Genomic DNA, 22,006 nt, shown 5'->3' with positions numbered 1-22,006 from the left:
AGCAGACATGACCGACCCCTTGATTCTTCAGCCCGCCAAGCCCGCAGACGCCTGCGTTATCTGGTTGCATGGCCTGGGTGCCGATCGCTACGACTTCCTGCCGGTGGCCGAGGCGCTGCAGGAAAGCTTGCTGACCACCCGCTTCGTTTTGCCCCAGGCGCCGATGCGCCCGGTGACCATCAACGGCGGTTATGAGATGCCGAGCTGGTACGACATCAAGGCCATGAGCCCGGCACGTTCGATCAGCCTGGAAGAACTGGAAACCTCGGCCAACATGGTCACGGATTTGATCGAGGCACAAAAGAGAACCGGAATAGACGCTTCGCGAATTTTTCTCGCGGGTTTCTCCCAGGGTGGCGCAGTGGTTTTCCACACGGCGTTCAAACACTGGGAAGGTCCATTGGGTGGCGTAATTGCCCTCTCCACGTATGCACCGACCTTTGACGATGAGCTGGAGTTGTCCGCCAGCCAGCAACGCACTCCCGCCCTCTGCCTGCACGGCCAGTACGATGAAGTGGTGCAGAACGCCATGGGTCGTAGCGCCTACGAGCATTTAAAGAGCCGTGGTGTCACCGTGACATGGCAGGAATACCCAATGGGCCACGAAGTGTTACCCGAAGAGATACGCGATATCGGCACCTGGCTGGCTGAGCGCCTGCGCTGAAACCCGCGTTTATGTAGCCGTATGACAGACGCACTACGCCGCGCCCGATTCTTGCATTACACTGGCCGGCGTACATTCCTTAACCAATTAATGAGATGACCGTGCTCAAAGCACTCAAGAAGATGTTCGGCAAAAGCGAGGCTGAGCCGCTCGCGCCTGTTCCCAGTGCTCCTGCCCCGAAGCCCGGCAACCGCAATGACGGTCCACAGCCTGGCCGGACCGCGCCTGCCGCCTCACCGAAAAAACCCACGGTGACGCCGCCTGAACAGGTAACGCCTGCCGAGGCCGCCCCAGCACCTGCGGCCAAACCTCGTCGCGAACGCGCGCCCAAGCCGCCGGTGACCCCGTGGAAACTCGAAGACTTCGTCGTCGAACCCCAGGAAGGCAAAACCCGCTTCCACGACTTCAAGCTGGCCCCAGAACTGATGCACGCCATCCAGGACCTGGGCTTCCCGTACTGCACGCCGATCCAGGCGCAGGTGCTGGGCTTCACCCTGGCGGGCAAAGACGCCATCGGCCGCGCCCAGACCGGTACCGGCAAGACCGCCGCATTCCTGATCTCGATCATCACCCAGCTGCTGCAAACGCCGCCGCCCAAAGAGCGCTACATGGGTGAACCGCGCGCGCTGATCATCGCCCCGACCCGGGAGCTGGTGGTGCAGATCGCCAAGGACGCCGCCGACCTGACCAAGTACACCGGCCTCAACGTGATGACGTTCGTCGGTGGCATGGATTTCGACAAACAGCTCAAGCACCTCGAAGCCCGCCACTGCGACATTTTGGTTGCCACCCCGGGCCGCCTGCTGGACTTCAACCAGCGCGGCGACGTACACCTGGATATGGTCGAAGTAATGGTGCTGGACGAAGCCGACCGGATGCTCGACATGGGCTTTATCCCGCAAGTGCGCCAGATCATTCGCCAGACTCCGCCGAAAACCGAGCGCCAGACCCTGCTGTTCTCCGCAACCTTCACCGAAGACGTGATGAACCTCGCCAAGCAGTGGACCACCGACCCGTCCATCGTCGAGATCGAGGCGCTGAACGTCGCCAGCGAAAACGTCGAGCAACACATCTACGCCGTGGCCGGTGCCGACAAGTACAAGCTGCTCTACAACCTGGTCAACGACAATGGCTGGGAACGCGTGATGGTCTTTGCCAACCGCAAGGACGAAGTGCGCCGCATCGAAGAACGCCTTGTGCGCGACGGCGTCAATGCTGCGCAACTGTCGGGCGACGTGCCGCAGCACAAGCGCATCAAGACCCTGGAAGGCTTCCGCGAAGGCAAGATCCGCGTGTTGGTGGCTACCGATGTAGCCGGTCGCGGTATTCATATCGACGGCATCAGCCACGTGATCAACTTCACCTTGCCGGAAGTGCCGGACGACTATGTGCACCGCATCGGGCGTACCGGGCGCGCGGGCGCGGCGGGTGTGTCGATCAGCTTTGCCGGGGAGGATGACTCGTATCAGTTGCCGTCAATCGAGACGCTGCTGGGGCGCAAGATCAGCTGTGAGACACCGCCGACGCACTTGCTGCGAGCTGTAGAACGCAAACGGCCGTAAGGTTGAACCAATGCCAGTCATCGAGCCTGACTGGCATTTTTTATGCGCCCACTGTCTTGTCCTGATCAGTCACTATCGCCCAGGTCACTCCAGACAGGCTGACGAACACGCATAGTCTCTTTTCGAAATTCCCCATAGAACTGAAAACTGCTCCCCGGCATGTCTGCCAGCCCCAGGCTTATGGGGCGCGGCTGTGGCTGCTGCTGGCGCTGTGACTGCTCGTCGTCGGCCGATGGCTGAGCTTGCAGGCTCTTGATTCGCGCATCCAAGCCACGACCGAAGTTAGTCCATCTGAGTACCGAGCGGGCACCGCCGAAAAGTTGACTGGCAGTGGTTATCTTGGCGGGGACAGCGAGCGAGTAAGACAACCCCGTCGCGTTTTTGCCTGCCGCAACGAGCCCGCTGCCGAGGGGGCTGGAGAAGAATCCAATGGTCTTTTCAGATGACCTGCCCGCTGCGGCTGCAAAAGCTTTAGCCCCCAATGTGACAGAAAGGCCGACACTGGCAACAACGCCAACACTGGAGAACCCGAAAGACGCCCATCCAAGGTTCTTGATGTGCTGCGAACGATCCCACCCCATTTGCTTGTCGACGGCCTCGATACTCAGCCCTGTAATCCCCAGCGTGCCGCCTACCGAGCTAGAGCCCGTAGCGATGACGCCCAGAATATTTGCCGCCTTTACCCCCCCTTTAGCGAGCGCCGCCGCCATCCCGACCACTGCAACCTTGAACGCCACCACCGATAAGGCCAGCGCAACCCCGGTCAGCACCCAAGCCAGCCACTTTGGAAAAAGCCCACTCGGGTCGATGAGGTTGATCGGGTTACCAGCGCAGTAGGCGTAGCTGTTAATCCCACCCTCATCAAAAGGCGCCAATGGATCAGCCGAAAGAAATACCATCAAGCGCGGGTCATAGGCACGCGCGCCCAAATGGTAAAGGCCGACCGCCGCATCCAGACGCTCGCCGTTAAACGCCGGCAGTTGCAGATCCGCCATCGATCGCACATTGCCGTCCTGCGGCACAACCTGGCCCTCGCCATACGGAGCGTAATGACGCTGTACAGGCGCTTGCCCAGGCGCCACCACGCCGCGCACGGTACCGGCACCGTCATTCAGATGCAGCTGCGGCCCCTCGACGCCACCGGTACGCGCCTGCACTTGGCCCCCAACATTGAAGTAACGCAGTTTTCTACTGCCCTGCACCAACCTATCCAGATGATCCGCCGCATAGACCATGGCCACCGGTGATTCATTGTCACGTGTCGCCACGACTTGTCGAGACTCGGCATCGTACTGGTAGCTGCACTGCTGGGAACCTTCCTGCACGCAGGTCAACTGGTCATAGCCGTTATAGGTGTACGTTCGCCCTGCTGGCCCCCCGGTCAAGTTACCCGCCGCATCATAGGTCAGGGCATCATCCTGCAAAGGGTTGGAGTGGGTCACACGGGTCAGGCGCGTGGGATCTGCGTCGGTGAAAAACCGCTCGCTGATGTCCTGCGTGCCGTCAGCGAAAGTCGTCACGACGCCTGTGATGTTATCCAGGCTGTCGAAGCTGAATTGCTGCCCAACGATGTCGCGCCCCAGCCAATCCCGGGGATGTTCACGCCCCTCGCAGCCATAATCCTTGAGCCGCAGGAAGGCGTCATAGGTAAAGGTCTCCCCCATCACCAATTCAGAGGCTGCGTCACGCACAATGCGACTGGCCAGCAGGCTGTTGGGATGATAAGTGCTGCTCATGACGTGTAGCAGCACGCCATTGTGCAAAAAGCGCCGCTGCGCCTCCCGCCCCAAGGTGTCGTAACTCACCTGTGTGACCACCTCAGTATCGGCGTAGCGAGTGGTCAGTACATCTGGTCGCGCAAACATGTCATAGCGCTGTTCAATGACTACCGTCCCAGCAGTCATCGTGAAAACCCTGCCCAGGGAGTCATATTCAAAGTCGCTACGCTGCCCATCATCCGTGGTGTGTTGCAACATACGCCCGCCGATTGAATAACCATACTGCGTGGTCTGCGGCCTACCGAGGACCGTCTGTATCTCTTTTTCCGGGTAGCCGTTCACATCATGGAATAACTCATGTTTGAGCGCGCCGCTTTCTGAATAGGTCGGCTGACCACTGACCGGATCATGCCGGTACTGCCTATCCGTGTGCCCCGCCATTTTGACCGTGCCTGGTGTGCTCAACTGCTTGTCGTAGGTCCATTGCTGACGGTGCCCACTGCCCGAGACCACGGCGACAGGTTCGGTCCAGTTTGTCTCATAGTGCCAAGTGGTGGCGGGTGCCGTGCCCCTGGACTGAGCAGTCAAACGCCCCAGGCTGTCGTAGGTGCGCGATCCCACCTGCTTGTCATCGATACTGATTGAACTGGGCAGCGACTCGCTGGTTCCATGCGCATAGGCCACCGTGCGCAGCCGCGCAGGGCTGCCATCCGAGGGCGTGTGGAGGGTGGTCAACACGCGGTCGAACAGGTCATAGGTGTAAACGGTGCGATGCTTGTCCACGTCCACCCGTGACAGGCAGCGCCCCAGGCCGTCATAGAGGGATGACTCCACTTCAGTGACCTGCCCCAGGGCGTCCACCCGGTTTACCAGAAACGGCTGATGATGAGCATTCAGATAGGTTTCCAGGAGCTCGCCGCCCTCGCCCCCCGTTACACGCAGGTGCAGCCTTGGGTCATATTCATCGATCGCCACGCTGCCATCGGCACGGCTTACACGGCAGGCGTTGCCCCACGCGTTATAAGCGTAGCCGGTGGTCAATACACGCTCGCCATCCGGCAGATAATCAATATGAGTCCGTTCCACCGTTTGCCCAAGGGCATCGTAGCGCCAGGTCCCGAGGGGCTGCTCCTTTGCGCCATTCTCCAGTAACAATGCCTCGGCAACTGGCCGTCCTGCCCCGTCGAAGTAAGTGACGGTACTGCGGCCTTGCGCATCAGTCATCACCAAATGAGCGCGTTTCCCTGACGCTGCATAGTGATAAACAAAACAACGGCTGGCCTCCTGCGGCTCACCTGGCGAGGCTGTCTGCGCCGTCAATCGTCCTGCGACATCGTACGCGGTGACCAGCGTTGCCCCTCCGTCCCGGCTCATCAACAGTAAGCGCCTGTCGACCAGAGAGTGCGTGCGCACTGACTCCAGCCAGTGGCCCTCACGCCCCAATAGCCGGCGAGTTTCGCTCAGCGTGTCGCCGGTGACGGTGTAATCGTAATTGCTGACTAATTGCAGGCCATCAATGGTAGACGTGGTGCTTTTCAACCGGCCAACCAGCTCGGCTGGCGTGTCGTAGTAGGTTTGCTGTGTGCTGAATACACCAGCCTGAGTGACCGACTCCTGCACGACAAAGTAGCTGCTACCCATATGTGGCACACGGGTATGGGTGTACTCGGTGAGTCGGGCGGCAGGCGTGCCTTCCGCGGGGATAAGGCGCTCTTGCTTGACGTAACGCTGAAACAAATCATGAGGGTCGGCCGGGCATTTACCCGCCTCGCCTTTGATCGGGTAATAGCTGTATTCAATGCGAACCCCGGAGGCCTCAGTACGGCTTAGCTCGTTACCGTAGTCGTCAGTCTCACTCTCGAGCTTGACCACCCGTTCCGCACCACCCGCCACCAACGCGTAACACGTGGTGAGAATTTTTGGCAGCTGGAGGTTGGGAGGCTGGTCCGGGAAGAGCCCTGGGCTCACGTTATATTCAATGGTCCTGGTAGTCAGGGTGCCTTCGCGCAGGACCTGTTCCTCGGCCAGCAGGTGGAATTTGTTGTAGGTGGTACGCGTAACGCTCAGCGGTGCCTCATGGGTTGTGTTATCGATGCGGGTCTCTTCCGTCCAATAGTCATACTTACTGCCTATCAGGTACAGGTTGTCTTCGCCCTCACGAAAACCGCCTGAAAAGGGATAGCCAGTGAAATTCCTGCTTGGGCTGTAACTATAGGTACGTGACATGCCGGGCTGACCGGCAGCGGGTGTATGGACCCAACTGGTGACGCGAGGGATGTATTGACCATTGGCATACTGATGGCCGTTTTCGGCGTAGTTGATCAACTCGTCACCACCCATCGGTGAGCGCACGCGCTTGATAGCAATCATGCCGTTACGAAAGGCTTGCCACTCCAATATATAGCTTGCACTGGGAGGCGATTCGCGACTGTCATAAGGGGCGCTAAAACCGGTCAGCCGAGCGTTCGATTGGGTGAAGGTGATACGCGCATAACGTCCTCCGTCGACTCGCGTATCACTGCGTACCAAGCGCCCATTGGAATAGGTCAACAACAGCAGCACTTGCTGATCATGATCCAGAATACGCTCAAGAGAACCACCCGGCGCGTACTCCCATTTCAGACGCTCACCGTTTTCAAACTGGATAGCATCAATACGATAGGGCGTGGTGCTGCCCGTACGCTTCAATATCTCGACGGTACCGTCCTTGTAAATCACATGAAGCGTCGTGGCATCGGGCCGCTGGACCACCAGGTCGGCAAGCTTGCGATCCTTGATCACCAGTGTTCCGCCCGCAGAGGGCAGGCTCTGGGTTTTGAATTGCTCGCCGGTAAGCAGCGTGAGCATAGAACGAGCGCTATCAAACTCGGTATTGCTGATCCGCCAGCCAGTCCCATAAACACCCGACTCGATGTTCATCATGGAGAATGACAGCGCGATCGTTCTACTGACCTCCAGCGGGCCTTGCGGGTATAAGGTGGCCAACTGAATTCGACAAAAGTATTGGCCGGTGCGTGGGTCTACTCCAGCGCCAAAACGGGTATCAAAATTGAACGCCTGAGAATAAATATCCATACAAAACCTCATCACCAAACATGAATATCATTCAACTAACCGTCCACCAATTCAAGTTCAAGCCCGTCCCAAAACTTCCGTAATCTAAAAACATGCTCACAGCCATAATTATCCAAAAGGCGCCATTGACTTTCCGTATCACCAGACCCTGGTGATGGCGCCGTCACGCGAGCTACAACAGCACGCATTATGGTAGGCCGCATATTAAACCAAATAACTTTTTCATTCCCATGAGGCGCACCTAGAACAATATCATCGAGCACAACCACCGGACCAATAATATCTTTATTGATCACTACCCCACCTTTATAATAATACCCAGCCCCCATCTTATTAAAATATGATGTCTGAAAATTCAGACCTTCCTTAATAACTGACAATGGCGCATCGAGGCCTTTGTTCACAAGAAAGTGCAATCCTGCTGGTGGAGACCAGTAGTAAACATCAACATCGTAATATTCATCATGATAGGCATCCTTATCATGGTATCTAGTCAGATTCTCTACGCGCAACTGATAAAGCCGTACCGGGCGAACAACCACATACGAGTCAAATGCAACATCACCATCACTGTAGTTAGTCGTGTAAGTCACACCACTTATCTCGATAGACGCCATGAATCTGCGCTCGTCGATGGGCACACTCGGATCCACACGTAAATAGCGATCTACGATCTCGACTTGTCGCTGAGCGTGCCCGGCCACGGCCTCTGGTTTTTGATCCGGCCTTACCTCATCGATACGTGTACGCCAGAGACCCGTATCGTAAACGTTTTTCTCCTTATCACAGCTCCAACCTTCTGGAAGCGGCTCATTGACATTTGGCGAGTAGAGCGTAACGGTCAAGCCATTACGCTCCGCTTCCGAAAGCCTGACAGGCAGCCAATGCCCATCGGTTTGTCGCTGTTCAATAGCAACCTCAACAACCACCTTGCATTGATGACGACTATTGGCATACAGCTCATCGGTAAAAGTCCCGCCACCGGGCAACATGATTTTAAAATGAGTGACCCTCAGCGTCCGAACGATCTCACCGGTCAATTTAAAAAATGGAACGCCAGGCAGGTTCATTGAATCTATCTGTTTCACTAAAAACTTTTGCTCATTGCCATAGTTATCCAATACCCGCCAAAAACTCTTGGTGTCGCGACTCGCAGGCACCAGCGCAGACTTCAACCTGATCGCACGCAGCACAGTCGGTCTTTTGTTAAACGGTATCAAGGGGTTTGGCGATGGCGCAGGAAGCCCTGCATAAATCTCATGCAGATGAAGTGTCGAGTCCAACTCGTCCTTATTTATAAATGTTCCCACCCTACTTGAAGAAGTGTTATCAAGAGGTGAATGCCACGATAAAACGCTCTGAAAATCCTTACCCTCCCCAGGCAAACTCAGCGGACTATCAAAGCCCATGTTTTTTACCACCCACAAGCCGCCTGGAGGTGTCCAGTAGTAAACATCCACCGACGTGCGATAAGGCGGTGCACTGGAGTAGGCAAGATAATCTACATAGAGATCCATATCGTCTGCATCCCAGCTCATGGGACGGACCGGGCTAAGGGTGACAAAAGACTCAAGAGCAGCTTCATCTCTGAAGCTGTAAGTTGTGTAAATACAACTTTCAATCGTCACACACGCCATAAATACTGCTGGCCCGATGGGTGCGCCCGGGTCGCAACGCAAGTAGCGCTTGATAGGAGCTTCTGAGGAACGCTCAACACGCTCTACCAAGTCGTTGATCGGTTCCTGCTGCTGTGATTTGTCCCGCCAAAGTCCAAGAGTGAATTGATTTTTTTCTACATCGCAGCTCCACCCGGGAGCGAGCGTTTGATTGCCATGTTCTGACCATTCAACAAGGGTGACACTGGCGCGCTCCTCATCAGTTAAGTGCACACGGACCCACTCGTCGCCAGCGCCACTGACTTCTTTAATAACGTCAATGAGGACTTCACACTGATGGCGTCCGTTGGCATAGAGCCCATTCGCCGCCTCCGTATTGGCAGGACGACTGATGCTGAACCTCGACAAACGGCACTTGCTTGGTTGCGCGACCATGTCCCACCCCTTCATTAAGTTAGCCCTGATACCATCAGAACCTGCAGAGGGGAGGCGAAACAACTGTCAGATCTGACAGTTCGATAGATCCATTTTTAATATCGCTATCGGTTAGCAGCCCTGTATAAGCTATGGCTTCCAGCGATCCGCCGCCGCATGATCACTGTGCCGCCCTTCCACCCAACGCGGGCCGTCCGGGGTATTTTCCTTCTTCCAAAACGGCGCCCGCGTCTTCAGGTAATCCATCACAAACGCACACGCATCAAAGGCCGCCTGCCGATGCGCACTGGCCACAGCGACAAACACAATCGGCTCTCCCGGCTCCAGCGTGCCGATGCGATGCAGCACCTCCAACTTGAGCAACGGCCAACGCTGCTCGGCTTCCAAGACGATCTTGGTCAGGGCTTTTTCGGTCATGCCGGGGTAGTGTTCAAGAAACATCCCCGACACCTCGCGCCCGTCATTGAAGTCACGCACATAACCGACAAAACTCACCACCGCGCCTACGCCCACATTGGCCGCGTGCATGGCGTTGACTTCGGCGCCCGGATCAAAGGCTTCGACCTGCACACGAATGGTCATGCTCAGCCTCCGGTTACGGGCGGGAAAAATGCGACTTCGTCACCCGCTTGCACCGGTTCATCAAGGCCGCACAGTTCTTCATTGCGTGCGCACATCAGGCTGCTCTCGTTGAGCACTGCAAACTCCGGGTCAGCGGCCAGCGCCAGGCGCACAGCATCGACGGTAGCGAAATCACCCTCCATCTCCAGAGAGTCAAAGCCTACCGCTTCGGCGTAACGGGCAAAAAACAATACGTTGATGCTCATACCGGGTCCGCCTTGAAATGCCCGCTTTTACCGCCAAGCTTTTCCAGCAGGCGAATGCTTTCGATGGTCATGCCACGGTCCACGGCCTTGCACATGTCGTAGATCGTCAGTGCCGCGACGCTGGCGGCAGTCAATGCCTCCATCTCCACGCCGGTCTGGCCTGAGAGTTTGCAGCGCGCCAGGATATGCACGGCATCCACGCCATCGGCGCGCAGTTCGACCTTGACCCCGGTGAGCATCAGCGGGTGGCACAGGGGGATCAAGTCACTGGTTTTTTTCGCCGCCTGGATCCCGGCAATGCGGGCCACCGCAAATACGTCGCCCTTGGGGTGGGCGCCGTCGACAATCATTGTCAGGGTTTCGGGCAACATGCGCACCCGAGCTTCGGCCACGGCCTCACGGAACGTCACGGCTTTGTCGGTGACGTCGACCATATGGGCACGACCTTGGGAATCGAGATGAGTCAGCACAGCAATACTCCTGATCAGGAGCAGCGATTGTAAACCTGTGGGTCAAATTTGCGCAGGGCTGTTTATTCCATAGATGACTGTGGCGCGGGAGCAAGCTCCCTCGCCACAGGACACCGCTGCCGGGTTAGAAACGGAAGGTAAACCCGGCGTTGATCCCGTTGTTGTTACCGCGACTGGACAGCAAGCCGCTGTAGTTCAGCGACACCAGGGTGTCTTTGGTCAAGGCCATTTCCGCACTGGCCTTGATCACCGCGCCGTCCCGGGCGACGGGCACGCTATTAACGGCAAAAGCAGTGTCGCTGCCGGCAAACTTCAGCGAGGCTTCGCGATCGGTAGCACCGAACTGATGCTCCCAACCCAGCTCACCGCGCAACGTCACTGCCGAGGTGGAGCTGAGCGGCAACTGCGTATGCGCACGCAGGCCCACCGTAGATAGCGTCGCGTCCTGGCTTTGCTTGCTGGCGTGCAAAGCAGCGGCGCCGCCTTTTTCCTTGAACGAATCGCTCTGGTAGTTCAGGTACGTGAGGTTGGCGAAGGGTTCGAATGGGTTCCATTGGGTGTAGCCGATCTCGGCAAACACTTGGTCGGTGCGCGCATTGTAATCGGCCTTGGCATAGTCCGACTGGTTGGCGTAAGCAACCCGCCGCGAAGTATCCAGACGGTGCCAGGTGGTAGCGCCGCCCAGGCGTAAGGCGATCGCCTCGAAGCGCTTACCGCCATACACCGACAGGTGATAGTTGTCGCTGTCCGCCGAAGCCGACTGGCCATTGAGGTGGCTCTGGGTATAACCGGTCGCCGCCCCCACGCGCCAGCCGTCGCTGACCTCGGTATCCAGCCCCAGCAACACCCCACTGGTGGACGAAGAGTAGCCACTGGCGTTGTTGTCACCGCTGACGTTATTGCGCCCACCGAGCAGCTGCACCCAGCCGCCGTTGTCACGGCTATCGATCTGCGCGCTGGAATCCAGTGCCTGGGCCTGTTGCAGACGAGCATTGACCGCTTCGCGAAGGTATCGACTGTCGGCCATTTGCGCCGCCGCAACATCAGAATGCAGCTGCCCCGACAATTGCTTGAATGCATCCCGAGCCTGGGCAGCGGAGTCGGAAGCCAACAGGCTTTCGTAAACCGGGTTGCCGGCGCCCAGCTTCTCCGCCGCTGTCGCTACAGCCCGTTCGTTGCGGGTTTGCGCGACGCTGGCGAAGGTGGTCTGGTTGCGCGCTATCGCCAGGGTCAGTTGGTTCGGTTGGTAAGCGAGTTGCGTGCCGATGAACAGGTAGTTGGGTGCGAACGCCGCAAACTGGCCATTGATACCCTGGCTGGCGCTGAGAATGTTGAACTGCTGGCCCAACAAGCTACGCGCCTCAGTGGCGGACAGCAGGTTGGGGCTGTTCTCTAAAGACACGGTCACCACACCGCCATTGAGGGTTGCAACCCCGCTGCTCTGGATTTGGTCGCTGCGGCCACTGGTACCGACTTCGACGGCATACACCGAGCCAGGGTTGAAGGTCACGTCGCCGGTACGCAGCGTGCCAATCGAATGCCCTGGTGCCACGCGCCCGCCATTGTTGACGGTCAAGGCGCCCACCGTGCCGGTGCCGGCCAGGGTGCCGCCCACTGTGGTCACTACGCCGTTGTCCGCATTACGCGTGCCCACGGCACTGCCATCCACCGTCACGGCAGAGGTCAACGCACCGTCCACCGACAATTTGCCACCGCGCACCCAGGTGCTGCCTGAATAGGTGTTCTGGCCTTCCAGCGCCAACTCGCCGTCACCGGACTTGACCAGGCTACCGACGTAAGTGGCGCCGGTGAGCAAGTCCTGGCCACGAGTGAGCGTCGCCTGTTCCCGGGCATGGCCGATCTCGTATTCGAACTGATCATCGGCCGAGGCATTGGTGGGCAGGCCATTGAGCCAGCCCTTCTGCTGCTTGGTCGCCGCCCAGGTGGCCTGCTCGGCAGCATCTTCCACACGGCGGGCACGAATGGCTTCATCGGAAATCGGGTTGGCCCAGATATCGCGGGTACCGGTAGGCAAGGCCACCGCCACGGCGCCAAGGAACTGCCCCGGCCCTTGCATCGCTTTTTGCAGATTGGGCAAACCCCATCCGCTGACCACACCCGGCACTTGCGGCGTTCCCGGCGCGGCATCATGCACCGGTTGCAGGTTGTCGTAGGTGCGCCCTCCCGTCAGCTCGCCCACGGGCGTGTCCGCACCGTCCGGCGCCTGCAGGCTGGAGGTGGTGAGCAACACATCCCGCGCCTGACTGGCGGTCATGTAGGGAAAGCGCTGGATCACCAAGGCCAAGGCTCCGGAAACGCTCGGCGCCGCCGCGGAGGTACCATTGGCATTCGGGATGATTTCGCCCTCAGGCCCGGCAGACGGGATGCCCGATACGCCCATTACACACCACCACTTCGAGGTGCCGCAGCGGTTGTAGACCTGGGCGCTGGTCTCGTCATAGCCGGTGATCGCGAGGAACTTGCCTTCGATATCCGGCTTGAAAAATGGCAGGTTGGCGTTGGTGTCCGGGTTGGCACCGTGGCTGTCGTTGCCCGCCGAGATGATCTGGATAAAGGTGTTCTGGCGGGCCGCGTCGGCCATGGCGTCCATCCAGGTTTTGTGCCCGGCGTGGGCCTTGTCCCAGAACGGGCGATAGGCGGCGGTCATGTCACGCAGGTTTTGCGCGGCGCTGTCGCCGACATTGCCAAAGTGGTTCTCCACGTCATCGCGCGAGCTTTGCCCCCAGCTCTGGTTGACGATCGACACGTTCTTCGCCGCCAGGGCGTTGTAGCTGGCCATGAACGCGTTGTAGTCGAGGTCGTTGGAGCCTTGGTACCGATCGTTGTCGCTGCCGCCGGTGTTGGCGACAAAGATATTCGCATCGAAGGCAATGCCGTGCATACCGGTGCCGTTGCGATTGGCGCCGAGCACACCGGACATTTCCGTCCCGTGGCCATCGTTGAACGCCGGGTCATATTCCCCGGAGATATTGAAATGCTCACCCTGCTTGAACTCGCCGCTGGGCACTTCAAGACGGTAACGCGGATGGGTGGCGTAGTACTCGCCAGTGGATGTCACCGCCTGTACCCGGTCCTGGCCCAGGGCATTCTTGCCCTGAAACTCGAAGTGCCGGGTAAGGATGCCCGAGTCGAGCACGCCGACATTCACACCCTTGCCGGTGATGCCCAGGGCATAGGCGTAATACGCGTTGGTGCGGTCCAGGCCGGAGTTGACCTGGGCTTCCGGGGTTTTCCAGGTTTGCGCGTTGGCGCTCCAGTCACGGGTTGCGCCAGCCCAGGATTGCCCGGCGTTCAGTTGCCCAGTGAGATTGCTGCTCACACCCGGCTCTACGTAGGTATAGGGCTTGGCGGCCGGCAGGTTGGCGATGATGGCCTTGGAGAAATCGAGAATATTGGTGGTGTAGCGACCATTGTTGCTGAACAGCCGGCTGCGGTAGTAATCCAGGCGCGAGGTGTAGTCCAGCGGTCGCCGGGTATCGCCGAGCATGGCGCCGATGGTGAGGTTTTCCGGTTGCAGCTCGTAGTTTTGCTTGAGGGCCGAATCGAACTTGCCGGACTGGGCGGCGAAGTCCTTGGCCGCCAGGTCGACGATATCCGCGTAGGCAAACCGCAGGTTCTTGTACACCTCAGTGTCGGGGCCGAACGAGGCGACGGCTTTGCGAAATGCCGACTCCAGTACCTGGGAGGTGTAGGGATTGTCGTCCGCCCAGGCCAATGAGCCCTGGCCCAGCCAGAGGGCCAGACCGAGCGCGATAGGTGTCAGGGGTATCTGCTTTAAACGAGTGGCGTGCTTGCGTTGCGACAAAGTGAAGCCATTACCTGCTACGTCCATTTTCCTTTCCCTTTGGATATGTGCGTCGTCAATGAGCGATATTTCGGGCTTTTGTAATAGGCAGGGTCACGGTGAAAACCCTAGATAGGTCTTCAAAAGGTTCGTCGAATCAAGGAGGTGGCGCTCCGACGGGTTGTGGAGTGTTTTTATTATTTCTACCGCGAGAAAAAATGTAACAAAATAATTACAAAAACCACAAGCACCCAGGGCGCGTTATCGCAGGCAAATGTCGCACACAACAAAAACCCCGGATTTCGTGAAACATCCGGGGCGGTTCGTGGCATTTAGCCACTTGTTAGTTACAGGTGGGACTCGGCGTATTCAGCCAGAATCGAACGAGGCACCCCTTGCAGCGCGATATGCACGCCGTTGGGGAAGTCTTTGAAACGTTCCGTCAGGTAGGTCAGCCCGGAGCTGGTCGCGGACAGGTAAGGGGTGTCGATCTGTGCCAGGTTGCCCAGGCACACCACTTTGGAACCGGCGCCGGCACGGGTGATGATGGTTTTCATCTGGTGCGGGGTAAGGTTCTGGCATTCATCGATCAGGATCAGGCTCTGCTGGAAGCTGCGACCTCGGATGTAGTTGAGGGATTTGAACTGCAACGGCACTTTGCTGAGGATGTAATCGACGCTGCCATGGGTGTTTTCGTCATCCATGTGCAAGGCTTCGAGGTTGTCGGTGATCGCCCCCAGCCACGGCTCCATTTTTTCCGCTTCGGTGCCGGGCAAAAAGCCGATTTCCTGGTCCAGGCCCTGCACGCTGCGCGTGGCGATGATGCGGCGGTAGCGCTTGGTCACCATGGTCTGTTCGATGGCAGCGGCCAGGGCGAGGATGGTTTTGCCCGAGCCTGCGGCGCCGGTCAGGTTGACCAAGTGGATGTCCGGGTCGAGCAGCGCGTACAGCGCCAGGCTTTGGTAGATATCACGCGGTTTCAGGCCCCAGGCTTCCTGGTGCAACAGGGGTTCCTGATGCAGGTCGAGAATCAGCAGCTTGTCGACCTGGATCTCTTTGATCCAGCCCACGAAGCCTTGTTCGTCGACGATGAATTCATTGATATGCACGGCCGGCAGGTTGTCGATCAGCTGTACTTGGTGCCAGGTGCGGCCATGGTCCTGACGGGTCTCGACCTTGCTGACACGGTCCCAGAACGAACCGGTCATCATGTGATAACCCCGCGACAGCATCGACACGTCGTCGACTAGCTGGTCGGTGCTGTAGTCCTCGGCAGCGATCCCACACGCTCGTGCCTTGAGGCGCATATTGATGTCTTTGGTCACCAGCACTACGCGCAGGTCCTTGTCGCGAGCGTGCAGGTCGATCAATTGGTTGATGATTTTGTTGTCGTTCAGGTTTTCCGGCAGCAGGCTGTTGGGCTCGCTGCGCTTGCTCATCAGGATCGACAGCAAGCCCTTGGGCCCGCTTTTGCCACGCTGGATCGGCACACCGACCTCAACGTCCTCGGGCGAGGCTTCGCCCAGGGTCTTGTCGATCAGACGGATGGCCTGGCGGCATTCGGCGGCGACGCTGTGGTGGCCGCTTTTGAGTTTGTCGAGCTCCTCAAGCACGATCATCGGGATGGCGACGTGGTGTTCTTCGAAGTTAAGCAGTGCGTTTGGATCGTGGATCAATACGTTGGTATCAAGCACGTAAAGGATTGGCTGGTCGGAAGAAGGGGTACGTCCATGATCATCCATACTCGGTCACCTTTGTGGGAGCCAGTCGACGCAATACCTGGGCGGTGCTGCGCCTCGATTCGACCACCGACCACACCTGAGTGACGTCAAGTGCAGTGCCCACATGAGGAGTCTTGGAAGACGCCACCTGTGTTGCAGGGTTCGGCGGTCTGACTTCGTAATACCGCAAAACCCATGACAGGAAAAAGCACTTTGACGCTTTTTTGAAGTTTATTTTTCAGGATGACGAATAGCACTAGCCGAGTGCCAGCCACCCCGTTAAAGTCGGAAGTCTGCCTGCATCGAAATGTCGCAGCAAATCACCCCAGAAATGCCTCATCCCCAACGGGGCCGGGGATTTTCAGCGAAATGCCTCGCGACACTCCTGCCAACCCAAACCACTCTGCGCCGTTGCCTGCAACACTATCGGTATTGCCACCCGCGCCTTGTCCTGGGTGTCGTGAAACGCAATTACGCCTTTGCGCCACAGCAGCATCAGCGTCAGCACCCGCTGCGCCGATTCCTCGGCCTTGAGTTTGCCCGGATCGTCCTGGGAATCGATGTCCCACAACGCCACCTGCAAACCCTGCTGCTGGAAGAACCCCTGGCTGTCCGCACGACGCTGCCCATAAGGCGGTCGGAACAGCGGCACATAGTTTTCCGGCATCAGGTTCTGTACCAGCGCGGCACTGCGGGTGATGGAGCTTTGCCAGTCGACCCAATGGCTATGGGAACGGTATTGCCAACCCTGGATACCTACGCACTGCCCTTGGTACAGCGCCTGCACATCCGCGACAGAACTGCGCTCCACACGGCTTTGCAAACTGCTGCCGAGGGCGAAGAACGTGGCGTTCATCTTCTGCTTGCGCAGGTAGTCGGTGAGCCAGTCGGTATTACCGCCCACCAACGCCGGGCCGCCGTCGAAGGTCAGCAGGAACATGCGATCGTTGAGCTCGTCGCCATTGCGCTCATGGTCGCCGAAACGCGCCACTTCGCTGCTGATCTGCGGGAACAGCGCAGCCTTGCGCAGCAGCTCATCCAGATAGCGCTCATGAAAGTGCCGGCTGGGTGCGGCCCAGCCTATATAGAACGAGTTGTCACTGACCTCGAACTTGCCGGCCTGCTCGCGCAGGTCGTCCATGTTTTCCACCAGGTAGCAGAACGAAGCATCTTCCTCGCAGCTTTGCTGGGCGAAGCTGTAGTTCTCCAACAGCCGTTGCCAGAGCTGGCGGCGCAGGTCGTCGATGGCCGCCAGGTTGATGATCTTCAGCCCCAGGCGTTGCTTGAGCGCGCTTTCGTCCAAGGCTTCGCTGGCAAGCAGGCCGTGGGCAAACATCAGGATTTCTGCCCGCGAAGCCACATCGAACAGCGCCGGGCTGCTGAGTTTTTCCGGCCAGGTGCTACGGTCTAGGCTGGCGACATCCACCGGCGCCGCTTGGGCGGTGACGCACAGCAGGCAAGCCGACAATAAAAGCGCTAATCGCACACGGGGTCTTCCTTTCCAGAGTTACCGCCCATCATAGCGGATCGCATCTATCGCCATCATAGGTGGAGTCCAAACGCCCCAACCCCTAGAATCTCGCCCACGATTCCAGGAGCCAACTTCATGCTGATGGTGATTTCCCCCGCCAAAACCCTCGATTTCGAGTCCAAGCCGGTCACTGCGCGCTTTACTCAACCGCAATACCTGGACCATTCCCAGGAGCTTATAGAACAGCTGCGCGAACTGAGTCCGGCGCAAATCAGCGAGTTGATGCACGTCTCCGACAAGATCGGTGGCCTCAACGCCGCCCGCTTCGGCAGTTGGACGCCCGCCTTCACCTCGGCCAACGCCAAGCAGGCGCTGCTGGCTTTCAAGGGCGACGTGTATACCGGCCTGAACGCCGAGACCTTCAGCGATGCCGATTTCAGCTATGCCCAGGACCACCTGCGTATGCTCTCAGGCCTGTACGGCCTGCTGCGCCCGCTGGACCTGATGATGCCGTATCGCCTGGAGATGGGCACCAAGCTGGCCAACGCCCGGGGCAAGGACCTTTACGCGTTCTGGGGCACCCGCATCAGCGAATGGTTGAATGAGGCCCTGGCCGCACAAGGCGACGATGTGCTGCTCAACCTGGCGTCCAATGAGTACTTCTCGGCGGTCAAGCGCACGGCCCTGAACGCGCGGATCATCAACACCGAGTTCAAGGACCTGAAGAACGGCCAGTACAAGATCATCAGCTTCTACGCGAAAAAGGCCCGGGGCATGATGAGCCGCTTTGTGATTGAAGAACGCATCAACGATCCGGCCAAGCTCAAGCAGTTCGATGTGCAGGGCTATCGCTTCAATGCGGAGCAGTCCAAGCCGGATAACCTGGTGTTTTTGCGCGATCACGCACCGGAGTAAGGCTGCACAGACACTGCGGATCAAATGTGGGAGCAAGCCCCCTCCCACATTTTTTTTGTATTCCAAACCATAAATCGTCATTTATTTGGCGCCAGAAAAACATCCATACATAACCCTAACGATTTATTCACTCGACACTCGTCGGTTTTTTTCGTAGTGGCACCACTTTTTTTAATCAGTAGTGGCACAAAACTATCTACGCGTACCAACTCCCCATAACTACTGGCCTAAATAGCAAGTGCTATCACTATAGTGCCAGTGCCATCTTTTCTAATATTTCAAGAAATTTCCGGAAACAGGATGAGCGGCCAGGAACTTCGTCCTGATGCACCGCTCATACCACCGGTAACGAAATTCTCTGCTTACGTAAGAGATGACTTACATAACGACCAACGGAAGTAGCCAAGTTGTCATAAAACACTTTGGTTCTATGGTCATAACATCAACTGATCGAGTTAAGGGTGGCGATAAGTACGCATTGCTATCCCCCGCAGGCCAAGGCAGCGCTGACCTAAATGAGCCCGTGTACACACACAAGGCATTGATAAAAAAGGCATTTTGCCTTCATCAAAACCTTGCCGCACCGGCGCCGGAGCCTTCCTCCAAGGAAGCACGGCTGCATTTCAGGGCAAGCCCCAATAATAAGGCCTCGTTGCGCACAACTTGAGTGCAATAGTTAGTCACTCGTTATTCAACATGCCTGCACGCGGTAAGTCGGCGTCTATTCGCCTAACTTTCGCGGCATCAGTGACGCTTGCAAACATGAACTCCGGCCATTTAATGGCATGAATTAAACAAAGAGGTAATTGCGATGCGCATCAGCATATTTGGTTTGGGTTACGTTGGCGCCGTGTGTGCCGGTTGCCTGTCTGCCCGTGGCCACGAAGTGGTCGGCGTAGACATCTCCAAGGAAAAGATCGACCTGATCAATGCGGGTAAATCGCCGATTGTCGAGCCGGGTCTGGGCGAGCTGTTGAGCCAGGGTATCCAGACCGGCCGACTGCGTGGCACTACCAACTTCGCCGAGGCGATTCGCGATACCGACCTGTCGATGATTTGCGTCGGCACGCCCAGCAAGAAGAACGGCGACCTGGAACTGAACTACATCGAGTCGGTATGCCGCGAGATCGGTTTTGTCCTGCGTGACAAGACCACCCGCCACACCATCGTGGTGCGCAGTACCGTCCTCCCGGGCACTGTCGCCAACGTAGTGATTCCAATCCTCGAAGACTGCTCCGGCAAGAAAGCCGGCGTCGACTTCGGCGTTGCGGTCAACCCGGAATTCCTGCGTGAGTCCACCGCCATTGCCGACTACGACCTGCCACCGATGACCGTCATCGGCGAGTTCGATAAAGCTTCCGGCGATGTCCTGCAATCGCTGTACGAAGAACTCGACGCGCCGATCATCCGCAAGGACATCGCCGTCGCCGAAATGATCAAGTACACCTGCAACGTGTGGCACGCCACCAAGGTCACCTTCGCCAACGAGATCGGCAACATCGCCAAGGCCGTCGGCGTCGATGGTCGTGAAGTGATGGAAGTGGTCTGCCAGGACAAGACCCTCAACCTGTCCCAGTACTATATGCGCCCAGGCTTCGCTTTCGGCGGTTCGTGCCTGCCAAAAGACGTGCGTGCCCTGACCTACCGCGCCGGTTCCCTGGACGTGGAAGCACCACTGCTCAACTCGCTGATGCGCAGCAACGAGTCCCAGGTACAGAACGCCTTCGACATCGTTTCCAGCCACGACAAGCGCAAAGTCGCCCTGCTGGGCCTGAGCTTCAAGGCCGGTACCGATGACCTGCGTGAAAGCCCATTGGTAGAACTGGCGGAAATGCTGATCGGCAAGGGCTACGACCTGAGCATCTACGACAGCAACGTCGAGTACGCCCGTGTGCACGGCGCGAACAAGGACTACATCGAAGGCAAGATCCCGCACGTGTCGTCCCTGCTCAACTCGGATTTCGATGATGTGATCAACAACTCCGACGTGATCATCCTCGGTAACCGTGACGAGAAGTTCCGTGCCCTGGCGCATAACGCTCCGGAAGGCAAGCAAGTGGTCGACCTGGTGGGCTTCATGTCCAAGGCCACCAGCGTGAGTGGCCGTACTGAAGGTATTTGCTGGTAACAGCAACGGCAAGTTTCAGGCTGCCAGTGGCTTACCCCAGCACTTGCAGCCTGAAGCCTCCTCCCCTTCCGGATGACGCTTATGTCCAAGTTAAAACATGTATTTCTGCAATCGGCCGGCTGGCTGTTATTCCTCAGCCTGTTGATGGGTCTCGCCCTGCTGTTGCCGGCGAGTACTTTCGATTCGCAATCGAAGAATTTTATTTTCCTGATTGGCGCCGTGGGTATCTGGCGCTACTCGATGGGTGCGACGCATTTCTTTCGCGGCATGCTGTTTCTCTACGTGGTGTACCCGCACCTGCGCCGCAAAGTGCGCAAGCTGGGCAAGGCCGCCGACCCGTCCCACGTGTTCCTGATGGTCACCAGTTTTCGTATCGATGCGCTGACCACCGCCCAGGTGTACAGCTCGGTGATTCGCGAAGCCATCGAATGCGGCTTCCCGACCACCGTGGTCTGCTCGCTGGTGGAAATGTCCGATGAGCTGCTGGTGAAAAGCCTCTGGGAAAAGATGAACCCGCCGGCTCACGTCAAGCTCGACTTCGTGCGCATCGCCGGTACCGGCAAGCGTGACGGTTTGGCCTTCGGTTTTCGCGCCATCTCGCGCCACCTGCCGGATGACCGTGCCGTGGTAGCTGTGATCGATGGCGACACCGTGCTCGCCGAAGGCGTGGTCCGCAAGACCGTCCCCTGGTTCCAGCTGTTCGGCAATGTCGGTGGCCTGACCACCAACGAATTCTGCGAAGTGCGCGGCGGCTACATCATGAGCGAGTGGCACAAGCTGCGCTTCGCCCAGCGCCACATCAACATGTGCTCCATGGCTCTGTCCAAGCGCGTGCTGACCATGACCGGGCGCATGTCGGTGTTCCGCGCCAGCGTAGTGACTGACCCGGGCTTTATCGCCGACGTGGAAAGCGACTCGCTGCAACACTGGCGCCTGGGGCGCTTCAAGTTCCTCACCGGCGATGACAAGTCCAGCTGGTTCAGCCTGATGCGCCTGGGCTACGACACCTTCTACGTACCGGACGCCGCGATCAACACCGTGGAACACCCGCCGGAAAAGAGCTTTATCAAAGCCAGCCGCAAACTGATGTTCCGCTGGTACGGCAACAACCTGCGCCAGAACTCCCGTGCCCTCGGGCTGGGCGTGCGTCGCCTCGGCCTGTTCACCAGCGTGGTGCTGTTCGACCAGCGCGTGTCGATGTGGACCTCCCTGCTCGGCCTGACCGTGGCGATGATCGCCACGTTCAAGTATGGCGGCGCGTTCATCCTCGCGTACCTGCTGTGGATCGGTATCACCCGCCTGATCCTGACCCTGTTGCTGTCGTGCTCGGGCCACAAGATCGGCCCGGCCTACCCGCTGATTCTCTATTACAACCAGATCATGGGCGCGTTGGTGAAGATCTACGTGTTCTTCCGCCTTGATCAACAGTCCTGGACCCGCCAGGACACCAAACTGACCCGCGATTTGGCCAGCTTTCAACGTTGGTTCAACACCTGGTCGTCTCGGACCATGACCTTCTCCGCCGGCAGCATCTTCGTTGCCGTGTTGCTGATGATGGTCTGACCCTGCCAAGCCTGAATTAACTAGGAAATCGAATAC

13 protein-coding genes are annotated in these 22,006 nt (G+C 58.1%); 5 read left to right on the top strand and 8 right to left on the bottom strand.

Going from position 1 to position 22,006, the window contains the following annotated elements; all coding sequences use genetic code 11:
* The first annotated feature begins 7 nt into the window (after positions 1-7).
* Together LJX92_RS04940 and rhlB are read left to right on the top strand one after the other, a co-directional pair.
* Positions 8-664, top strand: coding sequence for an alpha/beta hydrolase (locus LJX92_RS04940; RefSeq protein ID WP_228309367.1), 657 nt, complete (start codon positions 8-10; stop codon positions 662-664).
* 95 nt (positions 665-759) lie between these two features.
* Complete coding sequence (rhlB, locus tag LJX92_RS04935) at positions 760-2,226, top strand: ATP-dependent RNA helicase RhlB (protein ID WP_103733357.1); 1,467 nt, start codon at positions 760-762, stop codon at positions 2,224-2,226.
* A 65-nt stretch (positions 2,227-2,291) separates the two neighbouring features.
* Here rhlB and LJX92_RS04930 read toward each other — a convergent pair whose 3' ends face one another.
* The 8 genes from LJX92_RS04930 to LJX92_RS04895 form a co-directional block, all read right to left on the bottom strand.
* On the bottom strand, positions 2,292-7,019 hold the full coding sequence (locus tag LJX92_RS04930) for an RHS repeat domain-containing protein (protein ID WP_228309366.1): 4,728 nt from the start codon (positions 7,017-7,019) through the stop codon (positions 2,292-2,294).
* Positions 7,020-7,054: 35 nt separating this feature from the next.
* Positions 7,055-9,070 carry a hypothetical protein gene (locus tag LJX92_RS04925; protein ID WP_228309365.1) on the bottom strand — a complete coding sequence of 672 codons (2,016 nt, stop codon included), beginning with the start codon at positions 9,068-9,070 and terminating at the stop codon, positions 7,055-7,057.
* Positions 9,071-9,199: 129 nt separating this feature from the next.
* On the bottom strand, positions 9,200-9,652 hold the full coding sequence (gene moaE, locus LJX92_RS04920) for a molybdopterin synthase catalytic subunit MoaE (RefSeq protein ID WP_228309364.1): 453 nt from the start codon (positions 9,650-9,652) through the stop codon (positions 9,200-9,202).
* 2 nt (positions 9,653-9,654) lie between these two features.
* On the bottom strand, positions 9,655-9,897 hold the full coding sequence (gene moaD, locus LJX92_RS04915) for a molybdopterin converting factor subunit 1 (RefSeq protein WP_032877676.1): 243 nt from the start codon (positions 9,895-9,897) through the stop codon (positions 9,655-9,657).
* The gene (moaC, locus tag LJX92_RS04910; protein WP_032877677.1) at positions 9,894-10,367 is read right to left on the bottom strand and encodes a cyclic pyranopterin monophosphate synthase MoaC; all 474 of its coding nucleotides are present in this window, start codon (positions 10,365-10,367) and stop codon (positions 9,894-9,896) included. The genes moaD and moaC overlap by 4 nt, the downstream gene beginning before the upstream one ends.
* A gap of 124 nt (positions 10,368-10,491) precedes the next feature.
* Positions 10,492-14,220, bottom strand: coding sequence for an autotransporter domain-containing protein (locus tag LJX92_RS04905; protein ID WP_228309363.1), 3,729 nt, complete (start codon positions 14,218-14,220; stop codon positions 10,492-10,494).
* A 299-nt stretch (positions 14,221-14,519) separates the two neighbouring features.
* Entirely contained in the window at positions 14,520-15,914 is a 1,395-nt protein-coding gene (locus LJX92_RS04900; protein ID WP_032877681.1) for a PhoH family protein, read from the bottom strand.
* Between the two features lie 340 nt (positions 15,915-16,254).
* The gene (locus LJX92_RS04895) at positions 16,255-17,379 is read right to left on the bottom strand and encodes a polysaccharide deacetylase family protein (protein WP_078820329.1); all 1,125 of its coding nucleotides are present in this window, start codon (positions 17,377-17,379) and stop codon (positions 16,255-16,257) included.
* A gap of 120 nt (positions 17,380-17,499) precedes the next feature.
* Between LJX92_RS04895 and yaaA the strand changes: the two genes are divergently transcribed.
* The 3 genes from yaaA (at position 17,500) to alg8 (ending at position 21,970) form a co-directional block, all read left to right on the top strand.
* Positions 17,500-18,279, top strand: a complete 780-nt coding sequence (gene yaaA, locus LJX92_RS04890) for a peroxide stress protein YaaA (protein WP_032877684.1) — start codon at positions 17,500-17,502, stop codon at positions 18,277-18,279.
* 811 nt (positions 18,280-19,090) lie between these two features.
* A complete protein-coding gene (locus LJX92_RS04885; RefSeq protein ID WP_014717010.1) occupies positions 19,091-20,407 on the top strand; it encodes a nucleotide sugar dehydrogenase in 1,317 nt (438 codons plus the stop codon).
* An 81-nt stretch (positions 20,408-20,488) separates the two neighbouring features.
* The gene (alg8, locus tag LJX92_RS04880; RefSeq protein WP_164699511.1) at positions 20,489-21,970 is read left to right on the top strand and encodes a mannuronan synthase; all 1,482 of its coding nucleotides are present in this window, start codon (positions 20,489-20,491) and stop codon (positions 21,968-21,970) included.
* Positions 21,971-22,006: the final 36 nt, after the last annotated feature.

This window comes from Pseudomonas sp. HN8-3 (genome assembly GCF_020790195.1).
GTDB lineage: Bacteria > Pseudomonadota > Gammaproteobacteria > Pseudomonadales > Pseudomonadaceae > Aquipseudomonas > Aquipseudomonas synxantha_A.
This window is presented reverse-complemented; position numbering and strand designations above follow the sequence as displayed.

Excerpts from the sequence above, each read along its gene's own strand:
- LJX92_RS04925 (WP_228309365.1), bottom strand. The coding sequence starts at position 9,070 with ATGGTCGCGCAACCAAGCAAGTGCCGTTTGTCGAGGTTCAGCATCAGT.
- moaD (WP_032877676.1), bottom strand. The coding sequence starts at position 9,897 with ATGAGCATCAACGTATTGTTTTTTGCCCGTTACGCCGAAGCGGTAGGC.
- LJX92_RS04930 (WP_228309366.1), bottom strand. The coding sequence starts at position 7,019 with ATGGATATTTATTCTCAGGCGTTCAATTTTGATACCCGTTTTGGCGCT.
- yaaA (WP_032877684.1), top strand. The coding sequence starts at position 17,500 with ATGCTGATGGTGATTTCCCCCGCCAAAACCCTCGATTTCGAGTCCAAG.
- rhlB (WP_103733357.1), top strand. The coding sequence starts at position 760 with ATGACCGTGCTCAAAGCACTCAAGAAGATGTTCGGCAAAAGCGAGGCT.
- LJX92_RS04905 (WP_228309363.1), bottom strand. The coding sequence starts at position 14,220 with ATGGACGTAGCAGGTAATGGCTTCACTTTGTCGCAACGCAAGCACGCC.
- LJX92_RS04940 (WP_228309367.1), top strand. The coding sequence starts at position 8 with ATGACCGACCCCTTGATTCTTCAGCCCGCCAAGCCCGCAGACGCCTGC.
- LJX92_RS04900 (WP_032877681.1), bottom strand. The coding sequence starts at position 15,914 with ATGGATGATCATGGACGTACCCCTTCTTCCGACCAGCCAATCCTTTAC.
- moaE (WP_228309364.1), bottom strand. The coding sequence starts at position 9,652 with ATGACCATTCGTGTGCAGGTCGAAGCCTTTGATCCGGGCGCCGAAGTC.
- LJX92_RS04885 (WP_014717010.1), top strand. The coding sequence starts at position 19,091 with ATGCGCATCAGCATATTTGGTTTGGGTTACGTTGGCGCCGTGTGTGCC.
- alg8 (WP_164699511.1), top strand. The coding sequence starts at position 20,489 with ATGTCCAAGTTAAAACATGTATTTCTGCAATCGGCCGGCTGGCTGTTA.